Annotated in this window: 19 protein-coding genes and 1 pseudogene; 1 reads left to right on the top strand and 19 read right to left on the bottom strand. The window is 52.9% G+C overall.

Annotated features, from left to right (window positions below; translation table 11 throughout):
* Window positions 1–35 precede the first annotated feature (35 nt).
* The 17 genes and pseudogenes from flhB to C2M36_RS10995 form a co-directional block, all read right to left on the bottom strand.
* Window positions 36–1,165 (bottom strand): annotated as a pseudogene (gene flhB / locus C2M36_RS11075) (flagellar biosynthesis protein FlhB).
* Window positions 1,166–1,173: 8 nt separating this feature from the next.
* Entirely contained in the window at window positions 1,174–1,953 is a 780-nt protein-coding gene (gene fliR, locus C2M36_RS11070) for a flagellar biosynthetic protein FliR (RefSeq protein WP_105190514.1), read from the bottom strand.
* A gap of 2 nt (window positions 1,954–1,955) precedes the next feature.
* Window positions 1,956–2,225 carry a flagellar biosynthesis protein FliQ gene (gene fliQ / locus C2M36_RS11065; RefSeq protein ID WP_105254955.1) on the bottom strand — a complete coding sequence of 90 codons (270 nt, stop codon included), beginning with the start codon at window positions 2,223–2,225 and terminating at the stop codon, window positions 1,956–1,958.
* 2 nt (window positions 2,226–2,227) lie between these two features.
* Window positions 2,228–2,971 (bottom strand): flagellar type III secretion system pore protein FliP, encoded by a 744-nt coding sequence (fliP, locus tag C2M36_RS11060; protein WP_105255191.1) that lies wholly within the window; start codon window positions 2,969–2,971, stop codon window positions 2,228–2,230.
* Between the two features lie 4 nt (window positions 2,972–2,975).
* The gene (gene fliO / locus C2M36_RS11055) at window positions 2,976–3,377 is read right to left on the bottom strand and encodes a flagellar biosynthetic protein FliO (RefSeq protein WP_105254954.1); all 402 of its coding nucleotides are present in this window, start codon (window positions 3,375–3,377) and stop codon (window positions 2,976–2,978) included.
* Entirely contained in the window at window positions 3,374–3,775 is a 402-nt protein-coding gene (gene fliN, locus C2M36_RS11050) for a flagellar motor switch protein FliN (RefSeq protein WP_105254953.1), read from the bottom strand. Before fliN ends, fliO begins: the two co-directional genes overlap by 4 nt.
* Window positions 3,776–3,817: 42 nt before the next feature.
* Window positions 3,818–4,912, bottom strand: coding sequence for a flagellar motor switch protein FliM (gene fliM, locus C2M36_RS11045; protein ID WP_105254952.1), 1,095 nt, complete (start codon window positions 4,910–4,912; stop codon window positions 3,818–3,820).
* Window positions 4,913–4,923: 11 nt separating this feature from the next.
* The gene (gene fliL / locus C2M36_RS11040) at window positions 4,924–5,454 is read right to left on the bottom strand and encodes a flagellar basal body-associated protein FliL (RefSeq protein WP_105254951.1); all 531 of its coding nucleotides are present in this window, start codon (window positions 5,452–5,454) and stop codon (window positions 4,924–4,926) included.
* 46 nt (window positions 5,455–5,500) lie between these two features.
* Window positions 5,501–7,282 carry a flagellar hook-length control protein FliK gene (locus tag C2M36_RS11035; RefSeq protein WP_105254950.1) on the bottom strand — a complete coding sequence of 594 codons (1,782 nt, stop codon included), beginning with the start codon at window positions 7,280–7,282 and terminating at the stop codon, window positions 5,501–5,503.
* A 119-nt stretch (window positions 7,283–7,401) separates the two neighbouring features.
* A complete protein-coding gene (gene fliJ / locus C2M36_RS11030; RefSeq protein WP_105254949.1) occupies window positions 7,402–7,854 on the bottom strand; it encodes a flagellar export protein FliJ in 453 nt (150 codons plus the stop codon).
* The gene (gene fliI / locus C2M36_RS11025) at window positions 7,847–9,184 is read right to left on the bottom strand and encodes a flagellar protein export ATPase FliI (RefSeq protein WP_105254948.1); all 1,338 of its coding nucleotides are present in this window, start codon (window positions 9,182–9,184) and stop codon (window positions 7,847–7,849) included. Before fliI ends, fliJ begins: the two co-directional genes overlap by 8 nt.
* Before the next feature lie 9 nt (window positions 9,185–9,193).
* Window positions 9,194–10,033: a flagellar assembly protein FliH gene (gene fliH / locus C2M36_RS11020; RefSeq protein ID WP_105254947.1), complete on the bottom strand. Its 840-nt coding sequence runs from the start codon at window positions 10,031–10,033 to the stop codon at window positions 9,194–9,196.
* 3 nt (window positions 10,034–10,036) lie between these two features.
* The gene (gene fliG / locus C2M36_RS11015; protein WP_105255190.1) at window positions 10,037–11,074 is read right to left on the bottom strand and encodes a flagellar motor switch protein FliG; all 1,038 of its coding nucleotides are present in this window, start codon (window positions 11,072–11,074) and stop codon (window positions 10,037–10,039) included.
* The gene (fliF, locus tag C2M36_RS11010) at window positions 11,067–12,788 is read right to left on the bottom strand and encodes a flagellar basal-body MS-ring/collar protein FliF (protein WP_105254946.1); all 1,722 of its coding nucleotides are present in this window, start codon (window positions 12,786–12,788) and stop codon (window positions 11,067–11,069) included. The genes fliG and fliF overlap by 8 nt, the downstream gene beginning before the upstream one ends.
* 19 nt (window positions 12,789–12,807) lie before the next feature.
* Window positions 12,808–13,137, bottom strand: a complete 330-nt coding sequence (gene fliE / locus C2M36_RS11005) for a flagellar hook-basal body complex protein FliE (RefSeq protein WP_105254945.1) — start codon at window positions 13,135–13,137, stop codon at window positions 12,808–12,810.
* Between the two features lie 184 nt (window positions 13,138–13,321).
* Window positions 13,322–14,701, bottom strand: coding sequence for a sigma-54-dependent transcriptional regulator (locus C2M36_RS11000; RefSeq protein ID WP_105254944.1), 1,380 nt, complete (start codon window positions 14,699–14,701; stop codon window positions 13,322–13,324).
* Window positions 14,694–15,809, bottom strand: a complete 1,116-nt coding sequence (locus C2M36_RS10995; protein ID WP_105254943.1) for a sensor histidine kinase — start codon at window positions 15,807–15,809, stop codon at window positions 14,694–14,696. The genes C2M36_RS11000 and C2M36_RS10995 overlap by 8 nt, the downstream gene beginning before the upstream one ends.
* A gap of 168 nt (window positions 15,810–15,977) precedes the next feature.
* Between C2M36_RS10995 and C2M36_RS10990 the strand changes: the two genes are divergently transcribed.
* Window positions 15,978–16,556, top strand: a complete 579-nt coding sequence (locus tag C2M36_RS10990) for a DNA-3-methyladenine glycosylase I (protein ID WP_105254942.1) — start codon at window positions 15,978–15,980, stop codon at window positions 16,554–16,556.
* Between the two features lie 85 nt (window positions 16,557–16,641).
* Here the strand turns inward: C2M36_RS10990 and C2M36_RS10985 are convergent, their stop codons facing one another.
* Together C2M36_RS10985 and C2M36_RS10980 are read right to left on the bottom strand one after the other, a co-directional pair.
* A complete protein-coding gene (locus C2M36_RS10985) occupies window positions 16,642–17,199 on the bottom strand; it encodes a hypothetical protein (RefSeq protein ID WP_158678931.1) in 558 nt (185 codons plus the stop codon).
* Between the two features lie 59 nt (window positions 17,200–17,258).
* Window positions 17,259–17,933 (bottom strand): leucine-rich repeat domain-containing protein, encoded by a 675-nt coding sequence (locus C2M36_RS10980; RefSeq protein WP_105254940.1) that lies wholly within the window; start codon window positions 17,931–17,933, stop codon window positions 17,259–17,261.
* Window positions 17,934–18,029 lie beyond the last annotated feature (96 nt).

Raw genomic sequence — 18,029 nt, 5'->3', positions numbered from 1 at the left:
AGCAGGCCAGCTTTAGCGGTTACGCTTTAGCGGCGCTAATACTGATAGTCATCAGGGATGGGGAGGTGTTCGCTCAGCTTGGTCGGTCTGCGGCCACGGCCCTTTTGGAAACGCTTTAACTGATAGACATAGGCCAGCACCTGAGCCACCGCGGTAAAGAGTTGCTCCGGCACCTGATCGCCCACTTCGGTGGTATGAAACAGCGCCCGGGTCAACACCGGCGACTCCACCAGAGGAACATCGTTACCCTGGGCCACCTTACGTATTTCATCGCCAATTCATCGCCCCCCTTGGCCACCATGATCGGGGCTCCGGCCTTGTCGGTATCGTATTTCAGCGCCACCGAATAGTGGGTCGGGTTGGTGACCACCACGTCGGCATCGGGGACATCCTGCATCATGCGTCGCTGCGACATTTCCCTTTGGGTGCGGCGAATACGCGCCTTGATCTGCGGATCACCCTCGGAGTTTTTATATTCGTCCTTGACCTCTTGCAGGGTCATTTTCAACTGCTTGTGGTGATTGTAACTCTGATACGGGGCATCGATGGCCGATACCACCAGCATGGTGCAGCTCAGCGCCAGGAACATCCAGGCGATGATCTCCAGGGCATGGGCAATATTGTTCGGCGTCGACTCTATGCTGAGATGCAGAATTTCATAGAAATAAACTTTAATTAAAAACACCGCGCAGGCGGCGACCAGGGCAAACTTCAACAGCGCCTTAACCAGTTCAACCGCCGCCTGGGTACCGAACATGCGTTTAAAGCCTTTTAGCGGTGACATTTTATTGGCTTTGGGAGCCATGGCCTGCCAGGAAAAGTTAAACCCACCGAGCAAAGTATTGCCAATAAAGGCCGCCAGCACGATCACCAGTACAAACATGGCCATGGGATAGAGCAAGGCATCTGCGACGGCGCCCCAGGCCGAGAACATTTTCGAGGTGTCGTAGGTTTCGTTGCGGCTCAGGGTGAGCATGCGCCCCATCACCTGGTGCAGGCCTCGGCCAATGTCCGGGCCATAAATAAGCAGCGACACCGCCGACATGATCAGCACAAAGGTGGTGCCTAGCTCTTTTGAGCGCGCGATTTGCCCCTTCTTTTTCGCCTCTTGGAGCTTTTTCGGCGTGGGTTCTTCGGTTCTTTCCTGCCCTGAATCTTCAGCCATTTATCCTCCTAAGGGGCACAGCCGACCATGGAGCACATCAGCTCCACCATACGCAGCCATTGGGCCTCGAACTGGGCCATAAAATTCCCCAGGGTTGCCCAGATAATGACCAGGCCGGATACCAGGGTAAAGGGAAAGCCGATAGCAAAAATATTGAGCTGTGGCGCGGCACGGGTCATCACCCCGAACGACAGGTTGATCACCAGCATGGCGGTCAGGGGCGCCAGGGCCAGTACCAGAGCCGTGGTAAACATCCAGCCGCCCCAGGTGACTATGTCCCAATAATGATCCACCGCCCACCAGGTACCGTCGATGGGCACGGCGATAAAGCTGTGCACTATCATTTGGATCATCATCAAATGGCCGTTAAAAACGAAAAACAGCAAGGTGCTGAGGATCAGGTAGAACTGGCCCACGGCGGGCACACTGAGGCCATTGGCCGGGTCAACCACGGAGGCAAAACCCAAACCGGTTTGCATCGCCAGAATTTGCCCCGCCAAAATAAAGGTATTGAGCAGCAGTTGAGAGGCAAAGCCCATGGCCACGCCAATGAGTATTTGCTGCAGCACCACCAGGATCATTTCCGCCGAGAAGAGGTTGGTAAATTGCGCCGGCGGTAGCACGGGCACGGCAACAAAGGCAATCACCAGAGCCAGTCCCAGCTTGACCCGCGCCGGTACATTGCGGGCGCCGATACCGGCCATTACCATCAGCATGGCGGCAATGCGCACCAAGGGAAGTAAGTAGTCACTTAGCCACTGAAGTATAACGGCAAAGGGGTATTCCATCGCTAGCCCGCTATTTCTGGAATAGACAGTATCAGGCGATTAAAGAAATCGATCAGCTCCTGGGTGATCCAGTGGCCCCCTATGATCAGGGCCCCCAAAGTCACCAACAAACGCGGCAAAAAGCTCAGGGTCTGTTCGTTAATCGAGGTTGCGGCCTGAAACACGGCAACGATTAAGCCGACAATCAAGCTGGGGACGATAATTGCCGACACCAGCTTGATCACCAGGAACAAGGCATCACTAAGGATATCGACAAAAACACCCGGTTCCATGCTTAGGTCCCCAGGCCAAAGCTGCGGGCCAAGGTGCCCATCACCAGCGACCAGCCGTCGACCAGCACAAAGAGCATGATCTTAAAGGGCAGCGACACTATCATGGGCGAGAGCATCATCATACCCATGGCCATCAGCACACTGGCCACCACCAAATCGACGATAAGAAACGGAATAAAGAACATAAAGCCGATAATAAAAGCGGTTTGCAGCTCACTGGTGACAAACGCCGGGATAACCACGATAAAGGGCGTGTCGGCTGGGGAGCCCAGTTGTTCATAACCGGCGATTTGCGCAAAGGTTTCCAAATCCTTAATGCGGGTTTGCGAGAGCATAAAGGCCTTCATGGGCTGCTTTGCCGCTTCGAGTGCCTGCATCGAGGTCATTTTTTCATCCAGATAGGGCGCAATGGCCTGATCATGCACCTGGTTATAAATGGGCGCCATAATGAAAATACTTAAAAACAACGACATGCCCAACAATACCTGGTTTGATGGCGTTTGCTGCAGGCCGATGGCCTGGCGCAGTATCGCCAGCACCACTATGATGCGGGTAAAGGAGGTCATCATGATCACCGCCGCCGGAATAAAACTCAGCGCCGTCATAATGGCCAGAATTTGCAGGGTTACCGAGTAATCTTGAGAGCCATCGGCATTGGTGGTAACGGTCACCGCCGGTAAACCTTGCTCGGCAAAGGCGGTCGGGCTAATGAGCAAGGCGCACAGCAGCAGGAGCCAGTATTTCATCATCTTAGGTCTTATTTTTAGTATTGAGTAAATGGCTAAGTTGCTTTGCCAGTGGCGTCATTTCCCGCTCCGGCAAAGGGTTTTCTAATTCATACAAATAGTTAATGGCCTGTGGCGTCACCCCAAGCAGGTGTTGTTTATTATCAATTTCCACCACCAGCAGCCGCTCCTTGGTGCCCAGCGCCAGGGTACGTACCACCTTAAAATCGTCGCTGGTTGCCATATTGGGATTAAAGCGCTTCAGTAAAAACGCCAACACCAGTATGGTCACCACCACCAGCATCAGCGACAGCAGCATGGAGACGATATTGAGGTTTAACCCCGCTCCCGGCGTGGCTGCGGCGGTACTAGCCCACCCCCAGGTCGGCGCAGCACTTAGTAATAAGGCAATACGAGCAGGCTTCATCGCAACTTCTTAATACGCTCGACCTGACTGATCACATCGGTAAGGCGAATACCGAACTTATCGTTCACCACCACCACCTCGCCATGGGCGATCAGGGTGCCGTTTACCAGCACATCCAAAGGTTCACCGGCAACGCGATCCAGCTCGACCACCGAGCCTTGGTTCAGTTGCAGCAGGTTACGAATATTGATTTTCGAGCGCCCCACTTCCATGGAAATGGTCACCGGAATATCTAAAATGGTGTCGAGCTTACGCTTGTCGTCCGCCGACACGTCCTGGTTTGTTGGCGTCAGCTCGTCAAGCTCGGCTGCGTGCGCCTCACTGGCCTCGCTTTCGCTCTGCTCTGCTTCGGCCAGGGCCGCGGCCCATTCGTCCATGGTATCTTGGTCATCACTCATTACATACAACCTCTGTTGCTAGGCACAGTTACTCTGTGCTTCTTACCAATCTAAATCTACCCCTTCACTGAGGTGAAGGTCATCTTCAAGCACCGCCAGTTCGGCATCCGAATCCAATTTTTTACCGCCTTTGGTAAAGACATGAAGATCGGATTTAACCGACTCGGGGCGTTTAATTTTTTCACTGATCTGCAGCGCCACCATATCCCGCGAACGTCCCATTTTAGCACGGTAGGTCGGCAGGTCTTCGACGAACACGGTGACATGCTCGGGCATTTCCACCGGAATAATATCGCCGGCCTGCAGGTCCATAATCTGCGCCAACGACAGGTCCACGTCCAATAGGCGCGTCGACAGTTCCACGTCCACATCCATAATTTCATCGCGCAGCGCCTTGGACCAGCGCAGGTCGGTGTCTTCGGTATCCGATTGCACACCGGCATCGAGCAGCTCACGAATCGGCTCCAACATGGAATAAGGCAGAGCAATATGGAAGTCACCACCGCCGCCGTCGAGCTCGATATGGAAGGAGCTGATCACCACCACCTCGGTGGGGCTGACGATATTGGCCATGGCCGGGTTCACCTCGGAGTCGAGGTATTCGAAGGACACATCCATCACTGGCGCCCAGGCTTCTTTGTAATCTTCAAAGATGATTTTCAGCAGCATCTGCACAATACGGCGCTCGGTGGGGGTAAATTCACGACCCTCAATTTTCGCATGGTAACGGCCGTCGCCACCGAAGAAGTTATCCACCAAGATAAACACCAGGCGGGCTTCCATGGTGATAAGGCCAGTCCCCTTGAGTGGGCGAAAACGCACCATGTTCAAACTGGTTGGCACAAACAGGGTGTGAATATACTCACCAAACTTGATCATCTGCACGCCGTTAATAGAAACCTCGGCGGTGCGGCGCATCATATTGAACAGGCTGATGCGCATATGCCGGGCAAAGCGCTCGTTAACGATCTCAAGGGTCGGCATGCGACCACGAACAATGCGGTCCTGGGACGAGAAGTCATATTGCAAGGCAACATCGGCATCGCCTTCGCCGCCCTCGGCTACCTCTTCTTCTTCAACCTCGTCGACACCGTGTAATAGCGCATCAATTTCGTCTTGAGATAATAAGTCGCTCACGCTACACCTCGTTACTGCATCACAAAGCCGGTAAAGAGTACCCGCTCAACCACACTTGTACCGGCAACCCCTTCAAGGGCCTGCTGTACGTTTACCAACGCCTCATCGCGCAGTGATTCTTTGCCCGCCGCGGTGCTTAATTCATCGGCATTGGTGCCGGCGAAGACACTGAGTAAGGTGCCCTCAATCAAAGGAATATGCTTTTTCGCCGTTTCCTCATTGTCATCGCCTCGTACCAATAGTTGCACCTTGATCTGCACGATGCGATCGCGCGCCGCACCAGGCACATTAAAGACGAAGGGTCGTGGCATGGCCACATACAAGGCACTGCCTAATTGCGCGCTCGGTGAACCCAGGGCCGACTCAGCGCCGCCTTTTGAGGCTACTTGCGCGGGAGCAGGCGTCGCTTCATTAGCGGCAGCGAAGAAAAAATAGCTGCCAGCGGCGGCCGCCAATAACGCCAGGGCGACAATGATTATTATTAATTTTTTAGGTGAGCCGGCCTGTTCAATTTGTAGCTCGGCTTGCTTGTCATCGGCCATTGGGCGCCTCGAATAAAATCAGTTAGCTGTATAATAGCAATTGTTATTAGGCATAGAAATCAATTCCTTGCTCTGCCTGTGGGTTTTTCACCGGGCCGCTAAGCGGCTCAATTTCGGCCTCGCTGTCGCCTTGGACCTCAGCCTCAAGGCCCGGTTGAGCCTGGTTGGCAAAGGCCTCCCGTTCATGGCCCTGACCTTGATTTTGCTGCTCCACCTGCGCCTCACCCAGGGCTAATCCTTGCTGCGCCAATAACTCGCGTAGCCGTGGCATGCTCTGCTCTAACGCCTCTTTTGCCTGCTGGTTTTGCACCACAAAATTAATATGTGCCTGCTCACCCTCGCTGCGCACGCGAACCTGCATGCTTCCTAATTCGGGTGGATCGAGACGGATTTCCGCCTCCTGATTGCTGAGATTCAGCAACATATTGACCCGTTGATGCAATTGCTGGGCGGCATCGCTCTTAGTGATATTCAGCGCCTGCAACAAGGCCGGATCCAGTGTCTGCTTAGACCCCGTACCTTGGGCAGCAGTCTGGGCCTGCACGCTGGCAGGCGATACAAACTGTTGCCACTGGGCTAAGTCCGCTTCAATGGCGCTGCCGACATCGCTCGCCGCACCGGCGTGAGTGCCTCCAGAGAGTTGCGCCAATAACGCCTGTGCTAACTGCGAGATTTTGCCTCCCTCGATGCTCTCGAGCCGCCCTTTCGGTGCCGATTCCAGGCCTAGATCTTGGCTGATTTTAACGCCGGCCGCCTGCTCATGGCCCTCACTTAGGGCAAGCAAATCATGCTCAACACCGGCGTTTAATTCGCTACTTGTGCTAGCCGTTGCACCCGCAGTTGCACCCGCAGTTGCACCCGCAGTTGAAGTCATAGTGACGTGAATGCCTGACGCCAAAACGCTATTTTTACTTTCTAAAGCGGCCGCCGTAGCGGATTGCATCGGCTTAGTCAGGAGCTCGTCCATCTTGCCCGACTCAAGTCTGGCTGGTGAGCCCGTCTCTTTGCCTTCACCTTGATCGCCGAGCAAAAAGCCTTCAGGGGATCGCTTAGCCCAGCCTTCAAGCTGCTGCGTTAAGGCCGCTAATTGCTTGGGTTCCAGGTTTTGCTCTTGAGCCAATTGCAGCACAGTGGCATTAAGCTGCTCTTTTTGCTGCGGCGTTAATTTCGCCAGCGCCTGCTGTAAGTCCGGCGCTAACGCTTTTATCTCTATCCCCTTAGCTCCCATGGCCTCAGCCCCCCAGGCCGAGACACTGTGAGCCGCTGTTTTTAACTCCGTACTGATAGTAAGCTGGGCAAACAACTGCTGATAAAAATCGCCCCCTGCTTGCCCTTGCTCGCCACCTTGGGTGGTTAACTGCTGCGCCGCCTGCGAGGCATTCGTATGGTCGGCCAAGGCTGCTTGATTCGGCTCGCTCTGCATATCCGCACCCGCACCCAACTCAGCGTCGGATTTATCGCCCGAGGATAATACCTGCTCCTCGTTTGCGAGCGTCTCTTCAGCGTCCATAGAAGGCACGGTCAAGGCTGCGTCTTTTTCTTCGGCCAAATCGATATTCGTTTTCTCATCGCTCGCCTTTGGTGACGACGTCTGTGGCAATGCCTTTGCCGATGTATCGGGTGATGCCTCTGGCTTCGCCTTGGCGTCTACTTTACTCTTGCTGGCGGCATCCTGGGCCTGCTGGTAGGCACTAGCAAAGCTCGGCGCCTGCTCTTGAGAAGAGTCAGAGCGAAACACTTCATCACCTGCGCCTTTGGTGTGCGACGAGGCAGAATCGCCGGAAATCACTTGGGTGCCGAGCATGGCAACGGACTCAATATATGTCATGAACAGACCCTCAAAAGGTGGCAAAGCACTGCCGCTTTAGCACCGGGAATAATCAACCTGGCCTGTTGACTGCAATATATGCACCAGTTTTGGCCTTGGCTGTTTGAGGGGCTCATGGGCTACGAACCCGAGCCCTGCGCCAGGCGCCGGGCAAAAAACTGGTTGGTGCTGAACTCATCCAACATTTTCTGCTCGGCTTTGGCCATGACTGCTTGCTTTTGTTGTTCTTGTTTAGCGATCAACTTGGCCACCGCCTCAGCGCGTATACGCTGTTGTTGCCACTGTTGCTGGCGTTGCTGGGCGACTTTATCGGCGGTTTCCACCGTGTGTGACTGCTGAGCAATGGCCTGCTCTATTTTCGCGATAAAATTTTGATAATGACTAAAGCCGGCACTGGATAAACCGGCCTGAGCCTTGTTCATCAACTGACTCATGTATTCGCCACGAAATTGGGTTAAGCCCTGCAATTTTTGCTGTTGCAGTCGATGGTGCTGCTGAGCACTGAGGAAGTCGGCACGCAAGCGTTCTTCCTTGTCGCTTTCAAGCTTAAGTAGCAGAGATAACTTAGCCACCCTTGCCTCCTTGTCCGAACAACACGGCTAACGAATGCAAGCACTCGTCGTAAGGCACCACGTCTTTCATGCCCTGGCGTAAAAATTGATTGATCATCGGCATCATATCTATGGCCTGATCCAGCATGGGGTCGGTGCCCTTTTGGTAGGCACCCAGGGTGATCATGTCTTTGTTTTCCGAATACATGGCCAGCACCTGCTTCATGATTCGGGCCTGCTGCATATGCTGCTCGGACACCACCTGAGGCATCACCCGGCTAATGGATTTTTCCACATCGATGGCGGGGTAATGGCCGCTGTCGGCCAGCTCCCGCGATAGCACGATATGACCATCGAGTATGGCCCGCGCCGCATCGGCAATGGGGTCTTGCATATCATCGCCCTCAGAGAGCACGGTGAAAAATGCGGTAATGGCGCCTTGCCCTTCGCCGCCGTTGCCAGCGCGCTCGATCAGTGCCGGTAATTTGGCGAACACCGAGGGCGGATAGCCCTTGGTGGCCGGAGGCTCGCCCACCGCCAACGCAATTTCCCGCTGCGCCATGGCATAACGGGTGACCGAGTCCAGTAGCAACAAGACATTTAAGCCCTGATCGCGAAAGTACTCGGCGATGGTGACCGCACTCTCGCAGCCCTTTAAACGCATTAACGGCGAGGCATCGGCGGGCGCCGCCACCACCACGGCACGTTTACGTCCTTGCTCACCCAAGATCTCTTCAATAAATTCTTTCACTTCGCGACCACGCTCGCCGACCAGACCCACCACTATTACATCGGCGGCACTGCCTCGGGTCATCATTCCCAACAGCACGGATTTACCCACGCCACTGCCGGCAAACAGGCCCATACGCTGACCTTGGCCCACGGTGATCACTGAATTAATGGCACGCACACCCACATCCATGGCCTGGCTAATGGGACGACGCGCCAAAGGATTAATATTGTTTTGCGCAAAACGCGCATAATGTTCGGTGCGCAAAGGCCCAAGGCCATCCAAGGGACGACCTAAACCGTCCACTACGCGGCCAAGTAAATTCATACCCACGGGCAAACCCGGCTTTTTCGCAACAGGGATCACCCGCGCCCCGGGTAACACTCCGGAGATACGGTCGTTGGGCATCAAATAAAGAATGTCGTCGTTAAAACCCACCACCTCGGCATCGACCATGCCCTGATTGGTTTCTACCTGGCACAAACTGCCAATGGCCGCATGCAGGCCCTTCGCCTCCAAGGTTAAGCCCACCACCCGGGTAAGGCTGCCAGCCACCGCGACCGGCGCTGGGGCAATGGCACTGCGCTTGTTTTTAAGGCGTTGTGCTAAGGAGTGACTCATGGCTTAGTTCTACCCTTTCACCGGCACGCCGGCGTCTTGCAAAAAGCCGCCGATAACCTGTTGCAGTCGTTGCGACAGGCTCATGTCGATGGACGAACGCTGCTGCTTAATATGACAGCCGCCGCGCTCCATTGTGGGCTCGCTTAATAATTGCCAATGACGATTACTCAGCTGCTGCTCATCGAAATGGCTTTGTACTTGAGCCAAGTCATCGGGATGAAGATAAATCTGGCACTGGGCGTCATTGCTCGGCAGCGCCTCGGTGGCCGCCTTTAGAGCCGCGAGTATAATATCCGGGTTAGTGCGAATTTCGCTCAGGATCACCGCCTTGGCCAGTTCCGTGGCTAAGAACAACAGTTCCTGCTCGACTTCCTGATCCAAACGCTTGGCCGGCTCATCAAGTGCCGCCAACAGCGACTTTAACTGGGTTATTTGCTCATCGAGCAGTGGCTTGGCAACTGCGACACCCTGCTCCATCCCCTGTTGCTGACCTTCCTTAAAGCCCGCTTCCTTGCCCTCGCTCACGCCCTTGTCAAAACCATCGATATAGCCCTGCTCATGGCCTTGTTGCAGCCCTTCTTCATAGGCGTCCTGACGGATCTGCTCCAGTTCTTCCATGGTCAGCTTGGGCAGCTCTGGCTCTTGCGCTGTGTGTACTTCCTCATCCTCAGTGCCGCCTTGCTCACCAGCGTGATACAGCTGCTCTAAGGGAGTACCGAAGGCGGTCGAACGCCCCTGCAAAGACTCGGCACTGGCGGTGACATCGGGTATGGGCCAATGTTGCAACAGCTCTTCGGCGGCTTCACTGGCCTCTAGCGGGCGTCCTGGATGCAATTTAGTGTCCTGCATGGCTTAGAGGAACTCCTCGCCGCCACCACCACCGAGCATCACTTCGCCGGAGTCGGCCAGGCGTCGCGCGGTAGAGAGAATTTCTTTTTGTGCTGCTTCCACTTCACTGATGCGCACCGGCCCCATGGCTTCAAGGTCATCACGCAGCATATCGGCGGCACGTTTAGACATGTTGCTGAGGATCTTATCTTTAAGGCCGTCATCGGCGCCCTTAATGGCCTTCATCAGCACATCCTGCTGCACTTCGCGCAGGATAGACTGAATGCCTCTGTCATCGACATCCATCAGGTTCTCAAATACAAACATAAGATCTTGAATCTGCTGCGACATTTCTTCGTCGTGCTCGCGAATAGAGTCCATAAGCTGACCTTCGATATTGGTATCCAGGTAGTTCATGATATCCGCCGCCGCTTTCAGGCCGCCCATTTTCGCCGCCTGGGCACCGGCCTGACCGGCAAATTGTTTCTCCATTATCTCGTTAAGCTCTTGCAGCGCCGCCGGTTGCACCTCTTCGAGGTTGGCAATGCGCATGGTCAGGTCAAGGCGCACTTTTTCCGGGAACTGGGAAAGAATTTCCGCACTTTGCTCCGGCTCCAAATACGACAGGACTATGGTTTGGATCTGCGGGTGCTCGTTGCGAATAATATTGGCCACCTGCTTGGAGTCCATCCACTTCAGTGAATCCAGGCCTTTAGCGCCGGAGCCCATGACTATCTGATCGATAAGGCTAGCCGCTTTATCTTCGCCTAGCGCCGCGGTCAGAGCCTTCTTAATAAAGTCCTCGGACTGGAAGCCTATGGTGCTAAACTGTTGGATTTGTTCGATAAACAAATTATGCACGGCACTGATTTTATCCTGGCTTAAATCCGCCAGGGTAGCCATGGTCATGCCCACTTTTTGCACCTGCTTGGGCTCAAGGTGTTTTAAAATTTGCGCTGCGTCTTCTTCGGACAAGCTCAAAAGTAAAATCGCCGCTTTTTCTACCCCTTCAAGCTTATCGACATTGAAGTTACTGGGGAGTTTCTGTTGTGCTTCAGTCATCGTCATTTAACCACGCTTTTACTACTTGAGAGGATAATTCCGGCTCGTTGGCCACCAAGGCACGGACCGCTTTTAACAGATCTTCATCGCCGTGTAAGTCCGGCAGCTGCAAGGTGCCATCCGGTGAGAAGCCCACCGAGGCAGAGTCGAAATCATTGTTAAGCATTTCCAGGGTACTGTCGCCAATATCCACGCCCGAGGTCAGCGCTTCTTCATCATAGGCTTCTAGGGTGTCATCCGGGTAGATCAGGCGTTTCAACATGGGGCGCACCACGGCGATGATTAGCACGATAATCACTAAGGCGGCCAGGATCACACGCACCAGCTCCCTAAACCAGTTTTGCTCCCACAGGGGTAGCTCGGCGGCTGCGCCCAAGTCTTCGCGAACAAAGGGCATGCTCACGACTTCCAGGGCATCGCCCCGTTGTAAATCAAAGCCCACACCGCCTTGGAGCAAACGACGAATATTGTTGAGTTCCTGCTCGGTACGTGGCGCCGCCGTTGCTTGTCCTTCGGCGTTGGCAGCCTGACTGTAATCAACCGCAACCGAGACGCTGATACGACGGATCACCCCACTTTGCTGGCGCTTATGAGAGATGGTTGTGTCCAGCTCATAGTTACGGGTTGCTTCTTTGTGGCTGCGAGAAGGCGCATTGCTTTGCGTCGTGCTCTGCGTTTCGGTGGCATCTTCGGGGATAGCGGAATTAACCGGCGGCTGATTGCTCAGGGCACCGGGGATACCCACGGCCAGGCCGCCAATATTATTTTCTTCCAGGGTGGTTTCGCTGCGCACCGCTGGCAGGTCCGGGTTGTAGCGTTTTTGCGTTTCTTCTACGGCACTGAAGTCCATCACCAGGTCGACCTGAGCGGTGTAATTGCCCAGACCCACCACGGGGATCATAATGCTGTCGATTTTTTCCAGGTACTCCTGCTCGCGCTGACGCTCAATTTCATACTCTTTACGTGAGCGCGCCGACAGGGAGTTTTGCGAGCCGGAATTAAGCAAACGGCCGTTTTGGTCGGTCACGGTCACGCGTTCAGGAGATAGGCCCTGCACTGCCGAGGCGACGATGTCGACCACGGAATCGATTTCTTCACTGTTCAGAGTGCGACCGCGTTGCAACGTTAATACTACGGTAGCCGAAGGTTTTTTCTCCACCCGGGCAAAGACGTTTTCTTTGGGCACCGCCAGTAACACCTTGGCACGGCTGACCTTGTTTAATTCTTCTATGGTGCGCGCCAATTGCTGCTCGCGAGAATGCTTCAGGCGTTCACGCTCAAGGCGCTGAGAAACACCAAAGCCCATGTCTTGCATCAAAATGTCGGTGCCGGAGCTGGGGCCTTGAGTTAAACCCTCACGGGTCATGGACAGCTTGATATCCTGATACGCATCTTCGGGCACCATGATAACGTTGCCGTTGAGCTCATAGTCAATTTTTTGGGCGTCTAAAAAGTCCAGGGTTTGGATCAGCTCTTCCGTGGGCATTTTACCCAGGGGGCGCATTTCCGGCTGGCGTGCCCAGATAATGATAAAAATGGCAATGGCCAAGCAAATAGCAAGGGCAATGATCAAAGTGGCCTGGCGCAGCATATCCACGCCGCTCAAGGCACCCAGGTAGCCCGACTTTTGTTCATGTTGCTCGCCTGAACCGGAGTGCATATCGGCACCCGAGTCGGCCAGGGCGAGATCCGTTGATTGATTTGCTTGCGCCACGACTTTTCTCCGCTATCCGTTAAACAGGCATGTTCATAATGTCTTTATAAGCTTCCACCAGCTTATTGCGCACCTGCACCGTGGCTTCGAACGCCACCGAGGATTTTTGCGAGGCGATCATGGCTTCGGCAAGGGATACACGGCGGTCGCCCATTTCCACGGCGGTGACCTTGGCTTTGGCATCCTGTTGCAGGCCATTCACATTGTCTATGGCATTGCTCAGCAGCTCACCAAATTGCACCGACGCCGAGCTGCTCGGCTGAGGCATGGTTTTTAACGGGTTACGCGCTTGCGCTTCGAGTGCAAGGGACTGCATTTCCTGAAATAAAGAATTGGCTTGAACTTTCATCAAACTGGCACTGGTTAAATTAAACTTAAGCTCTATAAAGCATTAACTGTGCCAATTAAATTAACCTTAAATTACAGTAAGTTATGATGATTTTTTTTTGGCGTTGACGAGTATTTAAACAACGTTAATTTGACGTAACAAAAAAGGCTCAAGTGTGACTTGAGCCCAATTTGATGGATGACAACTAAGCGGGCAGTTGAATGCCCTGCTCGCGCATTTGCGCTATCTTGTAGCGTAGCGTGCGTGGACTGATCCCCAGCGCTTCGGCCACGTCTTTGCGCTTACCGTTAAAGCGTGCCAGGGTATCGAGGATGATCTTATGTTCCTTGTTTTTAAGCTCATCCTTAAAGGTGAGCTCTTCATCTTCTGCCTTGTTCCCCATCTCAACAGCGCCGCTTATTGGCTGGGAAGCAAGAGGTACAGGAGCAAGGGGTGGACTTAACAGCTCTTCAATATAGATGGCATCGACCTCGACCTGAGGACCGGTGCGCAGGATCAGTGCCCGCTGCATGACATTATCCAACTCCCGTACATTGCCCGGCCAGGCATGACTTAACAGCTTGTGTTTGGCCGCCTCACTCAGGGTGGCTGGCGTCTGTTTACCCGCTTCACAATGGCGCTGCAATAAATGCTCGGCCAGGGGAATAATGTCTCCCGGTCGCTCGCACAGGGGCAACCACTGCAGGGGAAACACATTTAAACGGTAATAAAGGTCTTCACGGAACACCCCGGCCTGCACCGCTTCTTTTAGGTCGCGGTTGGAAGTGGCCAGCACCCGCACGTTCAAGGCAATGGTTTTGCGACTGCCGAGACGTTCTACTTCGCGCTCCTGCAACACCCGCAATAGCTTGGCTTGCAGCCCGAGATCCATCTCGGTGATTTCATCGAGTAGGATGGTGCCGTTTTGCGCCTGCTCAAATTTACCCGGGCAGGCATTGACCGCGCCGGTAAAGGCCCCTTTTTCATAACCAAACAGGGTCGACTCGAGCATGTTATCGGGAATGGCGGCGCAGTTGATGGCAATAAAGGCTTCATTGGCACGACCGGACTGGTCGTGAATATAGCGCGCCAGCACTTCCTTGCCGCTGCCGCTTGGGCCCATGACCATCACGCTGGCATCGCTGTCGGCGACTTTTTTCGCCAATTCCAGCAGCGCCAAACTTTTGGCGTCGGCGACCACGGGACCGCTGTCATTGCTGGCTTGAGCCGGCAAATAACGGCTGACTAAATTGATCAGCACCTCGGGGGCAAAGGGTTTGGCCATATAGTCTATAGCGCCCAAACGCATGGCCTCGACCGCATCGTCTATGGTGGCGTAGGCGGTCATCATCAGTACCGGCAACTCCGGATAATTCAACTTAATACTTTTAAGCAACTCAATGCCATTAATGCCCGGCATCTGTACATCGCTGACCACCATGGCCACCGCCTGCTCTTTTAGCATCATGATCGCTTGCTCACCGCTGTCGGCGGCAATGCAGGGAATGCCGGCAAGGGACAAGGTGTCGGTCAGCGCCTCTCTTAGGCCCGGATCGTCCTCCACCACTAGCACATAATTACTCATACTTGCCCTCCTGTAGGCGGGTCTTTAAAAGCGGCAGGCTAAGTACAAACTCGGCCCCGCCCTGTTCGTTATTATTAACTGTCACTCGGCCCTTGTGGGCGTTGAGCACAGACGACACCACGGCTAAACCCAGGCCAGTGCCCTGACGCTTGGTGGTAAAAAAGGGCTCGAAAATCTTCTGCTTTAGCTCGTCGCTAATGCCCGGACCATTGTCGGCGATCACTATATCCACCATGTCGTCGGTATCCGGGCTGCGCCTAGCGCTCATACTTATTTGCGCGCCACTGGCTATTACCTGCACACTGTTGTGAATAAGGTTATTGATGGCACTGGCTAAGGCGGTGCGATTGCCCATGACCTCGATATCCGGCTCGGGCAGTTGCACATGCAGCTGGGCCCCATGCTCAATCAGCATGGCCTCGGCGCCTTGTTTTACCTCGCTGAGCAACTGGCCCAGGGATGTGGGTTCAATCACCTGTTGCTCGCCGCTTTTGGCGAACAGCAGCATGTCATTGACCTGACTTTCCAGGTCTTTAAGACGCGACATCAACTTGCCATGAAAGTGCGTGCGGGAATCGCCGCTAAGGCGCTCGGAGCCCAGGTTGGCACCATAGAGCATGGCCGCCGATAAGGGCGTGCGCACCTGGTGAGCCAAGGTGGCCACCATTTTGCCCAGCGCACTGAGGCGTTGCATATGCGCCACCCGCGCCTGCAACTGGCGGGTTTCGGTTAAGTCCGTCATAAAGATAAGCTGCCCCGGCTCTGGGGTCAGGGCGCGTATTTCCAGCTTGATACGACGTCCGTCTTTAAGCGACACCTCATGACCGTCATCCTGTTGTGGGCGAAAGGAGCGTTGAATAACGCTAAACCACCTTTCCCCTTCAAGGGGCTCGCCGAGCATATCCATGGCAATGGTGTTGGCCTTGGCTATCGTCCCCTGGGCATCGAGCACCACCACACCCGCGGGCATGGTATCGACCAGGTGGCTAAGCCAACTGGCTTGCTGTCTAAGCTCGCTAAGCTCGCCGACATAGGCCTCATGGGCCAAGGTTGGACTAAAATGTCCATGGGAAATAATCTGTGGGGTTATTACGCTTGCCAAAGCCATAGCTAGGTACTCTAAAACTCCGAATAACAGCTAAAAAGCACAAAGCATACCAACTTTTATTTTATTATTTTTCAATGTGTTACAATCAAACATTCAAACCAAAAAAATGACACTGTATATAAAAACAGTTATGCGTTATGCTGCTATCAAGATGATAAGGAGAGCACTATGTGTACAAGATGCGGCTGGGTGGATCTAACGAAAGAAGACTATGTTGCCTACCATGACAATGAGTGGGGCGTGCCAATTTATGATGACCAGCAATTGTTTGAGTTTTTAACCCTGGAGTCGGCCCAGGCTGGACTGAGCTGGTACACCATTTTAAAAAAGCGCGACAACTACCGCCGCGCCTTCGCCAATTTTGATGTGCACAAGGTCGCCGCCTTTAACGACCAGGACGTCGCCCGCCTGCTACAGGACGCGGGGATTGTCCGCAATAAGCTTAAAATCAACGCCACCATTAATAACGCTCAGCGCTTTATCGAAGTGCAAAAGGAGTTTGGCAGCTTTAGCGCCTATCAATGGCAATTTGTCGATCACAAACCAAGGGTTAACTCCATTCGTTCGCGCGAGGATTATGTCGCCACCAGCGAGCAATCCGATGCCTTTGCCAAGGATTTAAAAAAGCGCGGCTTTAAGTTTTTGGGCTCAACGACCGTATACGCCCATATGCAGGCCTGCGGCATGGTCAACGACCATCACGACGATTGTTTCAGAAAAGCGCAGGTTTTGGCTATGTATGATTAACTAAGGTGAGCTGCTACGCCTTTTTATTTTACTTATCCGGCAAGAGCAGCCCTCCATCGCATTCTAGGTATAGGCTGCATTTTTATTACGAATGTAAATTCACACCTAATGTTGAGATTATTTCGTAATAGCCAAACAGAACAAGAATAAAAAAAGCGAACAAGATCAGGTCATGTTTGAAGTGATGGCGTAGATAGAACAAGCGCTCTTTATGGTGAAACACATCCATAAGTTCATCACCAAATCGAATCGACAGAAACGTCCCGACTCCGGATAAAACAATAACCAACCAATATGGAAACGGTGTGGTTAATATCATTTTCATGGTTTGCGTAACAAATGTTGTTTCATAATATTCAGGAAGGTAAAACAACAAAAACACATTAAGCAGAATAGCTATGAGCCAGACGACGATTTCTGAAAGCACCATGCGAACACCCAATAACAATCGAATGGGAAAGTCTAATAAAAAACCGGCATCGGCCACGGGAGTGCAAAGCACAAAGAAGCTCCAGGTTATTAGGGATGCCACCCCTCCCGTTATAAAGTCATACTGGTAAGTTAAATAGCCAAAGTAGGATAATAAAATTAACAGCAGCAATAGGAACTTTATCCATACCTGATGCCTGGGATGCTTCATCAACCACCTCTACTTAACTATTTAACTGCCTGAAGAAATACGCATTTATGCGCTCGTCAAGATTACTGAGCTTCATAGTCATCGCACCACATGCAATCCAGATAAGGCATGAGTTGTCGTAGCGAGTCAAAGCTAGATTTAGGCACACACCTACTAATCCACAAATGCTTTAGTTTTGGGTTGGTAGCAAAGTAATCAAGGTTTTTATCTTTTACTTGAACCGAGGATAGAAAAAGCGCTTCAAGGTTATCTAAATGCTGAAAGGGTGAGAAGCTGTCTATCTTTTGTTTAGTCCAAATGTCGCCCTCCACCCCGAGAGCTATTACACCTTTCGCGCCCTTTAGAAACGAATAATCCGTAATGTTCTTTGACTCATCAATCCATAGCTTCTTCAAACTTGAAATATTACAAAGCACATCCATATTCTTCGTGGGCTTTAGCTTAACAATATGAAGGTGAGACAAATTTTCAAGGTTGGCAATCATGGAAAGATCTGAAACCTCTAGCTTATCAATTACTAAGCTCTTGAGCTGAGTCATCTGACAAACCTCTTGGAAAAATCCTTCATCTACAGATGTTGCAGTAAGGTCGGTAACGAATCTTAAATCAGAAATTCCTTCGAACGACTTACCCTTTCTCCAAAAGTTTAAAACCTCTGGCTCACCTTCAATTTCACCCAGTTTTCTATAGCAAACTGTGTGATGCCTTCGCTCTCGATACTGTTCATTGCAATCCATGGGTCACCCTACCACCCGCACAATGGGCGAAGTTAAGCTTGGCTAAAATTTGCGAAATATGAGCGCAAGCCAAGCGTTTTGCGTCCATTTTTGAGG

Source organism: Pseudoalteromonas sp. T1lg75, from assembly GCF_002964705.1.
Taxonomy (GTDB): Bacteria; Pseudomonadota; Gammaproteobacteria; order Enterobacterales; family Alteromonadaceae; genus Pseudoalteromonas.
The sequence above is the reverse complement of the archived record's forward strand: the minus strand, read 5'-3'. Positions and strand labels throughout refer to the sequence as shown.

What these genes read in the sequence shown, in the direction of transcription:
- fliR (WP_105190514.1), bottom strand. Translation starts at nt 1,953, where the DNA reads ATGGAATACCCCTTTGCCGTTATACTTCAGTGGCTAAGTGACTACTTA.
- fliQ (WP_105254955.1), bottom strand. Translation starts at nt 2,225, where the DNA reads ATGGAACCGGGTGTTTTTGTCGATATCCTTAGTGATGCCTTGTTCCTG.
- fliP (WP_105255191.1), bottom strand. Translation starts at nt 2,971, where the DNA reads ATGAAATACTGGCTCCTGCTGCTGTGCGCCTTGCTCATTAGCCCGACC.
- fliO (WP_105254954.1), bottom strand. Translation starts at nt 3,377, where the DNA reads ATGAAGCCTGCTCGTATTGCCTTATTACTAAGTGCTGCGCCGACCTGG.
- fliN (WP_105254953.1), bottom strand. Translation starts at nt 3,775, where the DNA reads ATGAGTGATGACCAAGATACCATGGACGAATGGGCCGCGGCCCTGGCC.
- fliL (WP_105254951.1), bottom strand. Translation starts at nt 5,454, where the DNA reads ATGGCCGATGACAAGCAAGCCGAGCTACAAATTGAACAGGCCGGCTCA.
- C2M36_RS11035 (WP_105254950.1), bottom strand. Translation starts at nt 7,282, where the DNA reads ATGACATATATTGAGTCCGTTGCCATGCTCGGCACCCAAGTGATTTCC.
- fliI (WP_105254948.1), bottom strand. Translation starts at nt 9,184, where the DNA reads ATGAGTCACTCCTTAGCACAACGCCTTAAAAACAAGCGCAGTGCCATT.
- fliH (WP_105254947.1), bottom strand. Translation starts at nt 10,033, where the DNA reads ATGCAGGACACTAAATTGCATCCAGGACGCCCGCTAGAGGCCAGTGAA.
- fliG (WP_105255190.1), bottom strand. Translation starts at nt 11,074, where the DNA reads ATGACTGAAGCACAACAGAAACTCCCCAGTAACTTCAATGTCGATAAG.
- fliE (WP_105254945.1), bottom strand. Translation starts at nt 13,137, where the DNA reads ATGAAAGTTCAAGCCAATTCTTTATTTCAGGAAATGCAGTCCCTTGCA.
- C2M36_RS11000 (WP_105254944.1), bottom strand. Translation starts at nt 14,701, where the DNA reads ATGAGTAATTATGTGCTAGTGGTGGAGGACGATCCGGGCCTAAGAGAG.
- C2M36_RS10995 (WP_105254943.1), bottom strand. Translation starts at nt 15,809, where the DNA reads ATGGCTTTGGCAAGCGTAATAACCCCACAGATTATTTCCCATGGACAT.
- C2M36_RS10990 (WP_105254942.1), top strand. Translation starts at nt 15,978, where the DNA reads ATGTGTACAAGATGCGGCTGGGTGGATCTAACGAAAGAAGACTATGTT.
- C2M36_RS10980 (WP_105254940.1), bottom strand. Translation starts at nt 17,933, where the DNA reads ATGGATTGCAATGAACAGTATCGAGAGCGAAGGCATCACACAGTTTGC.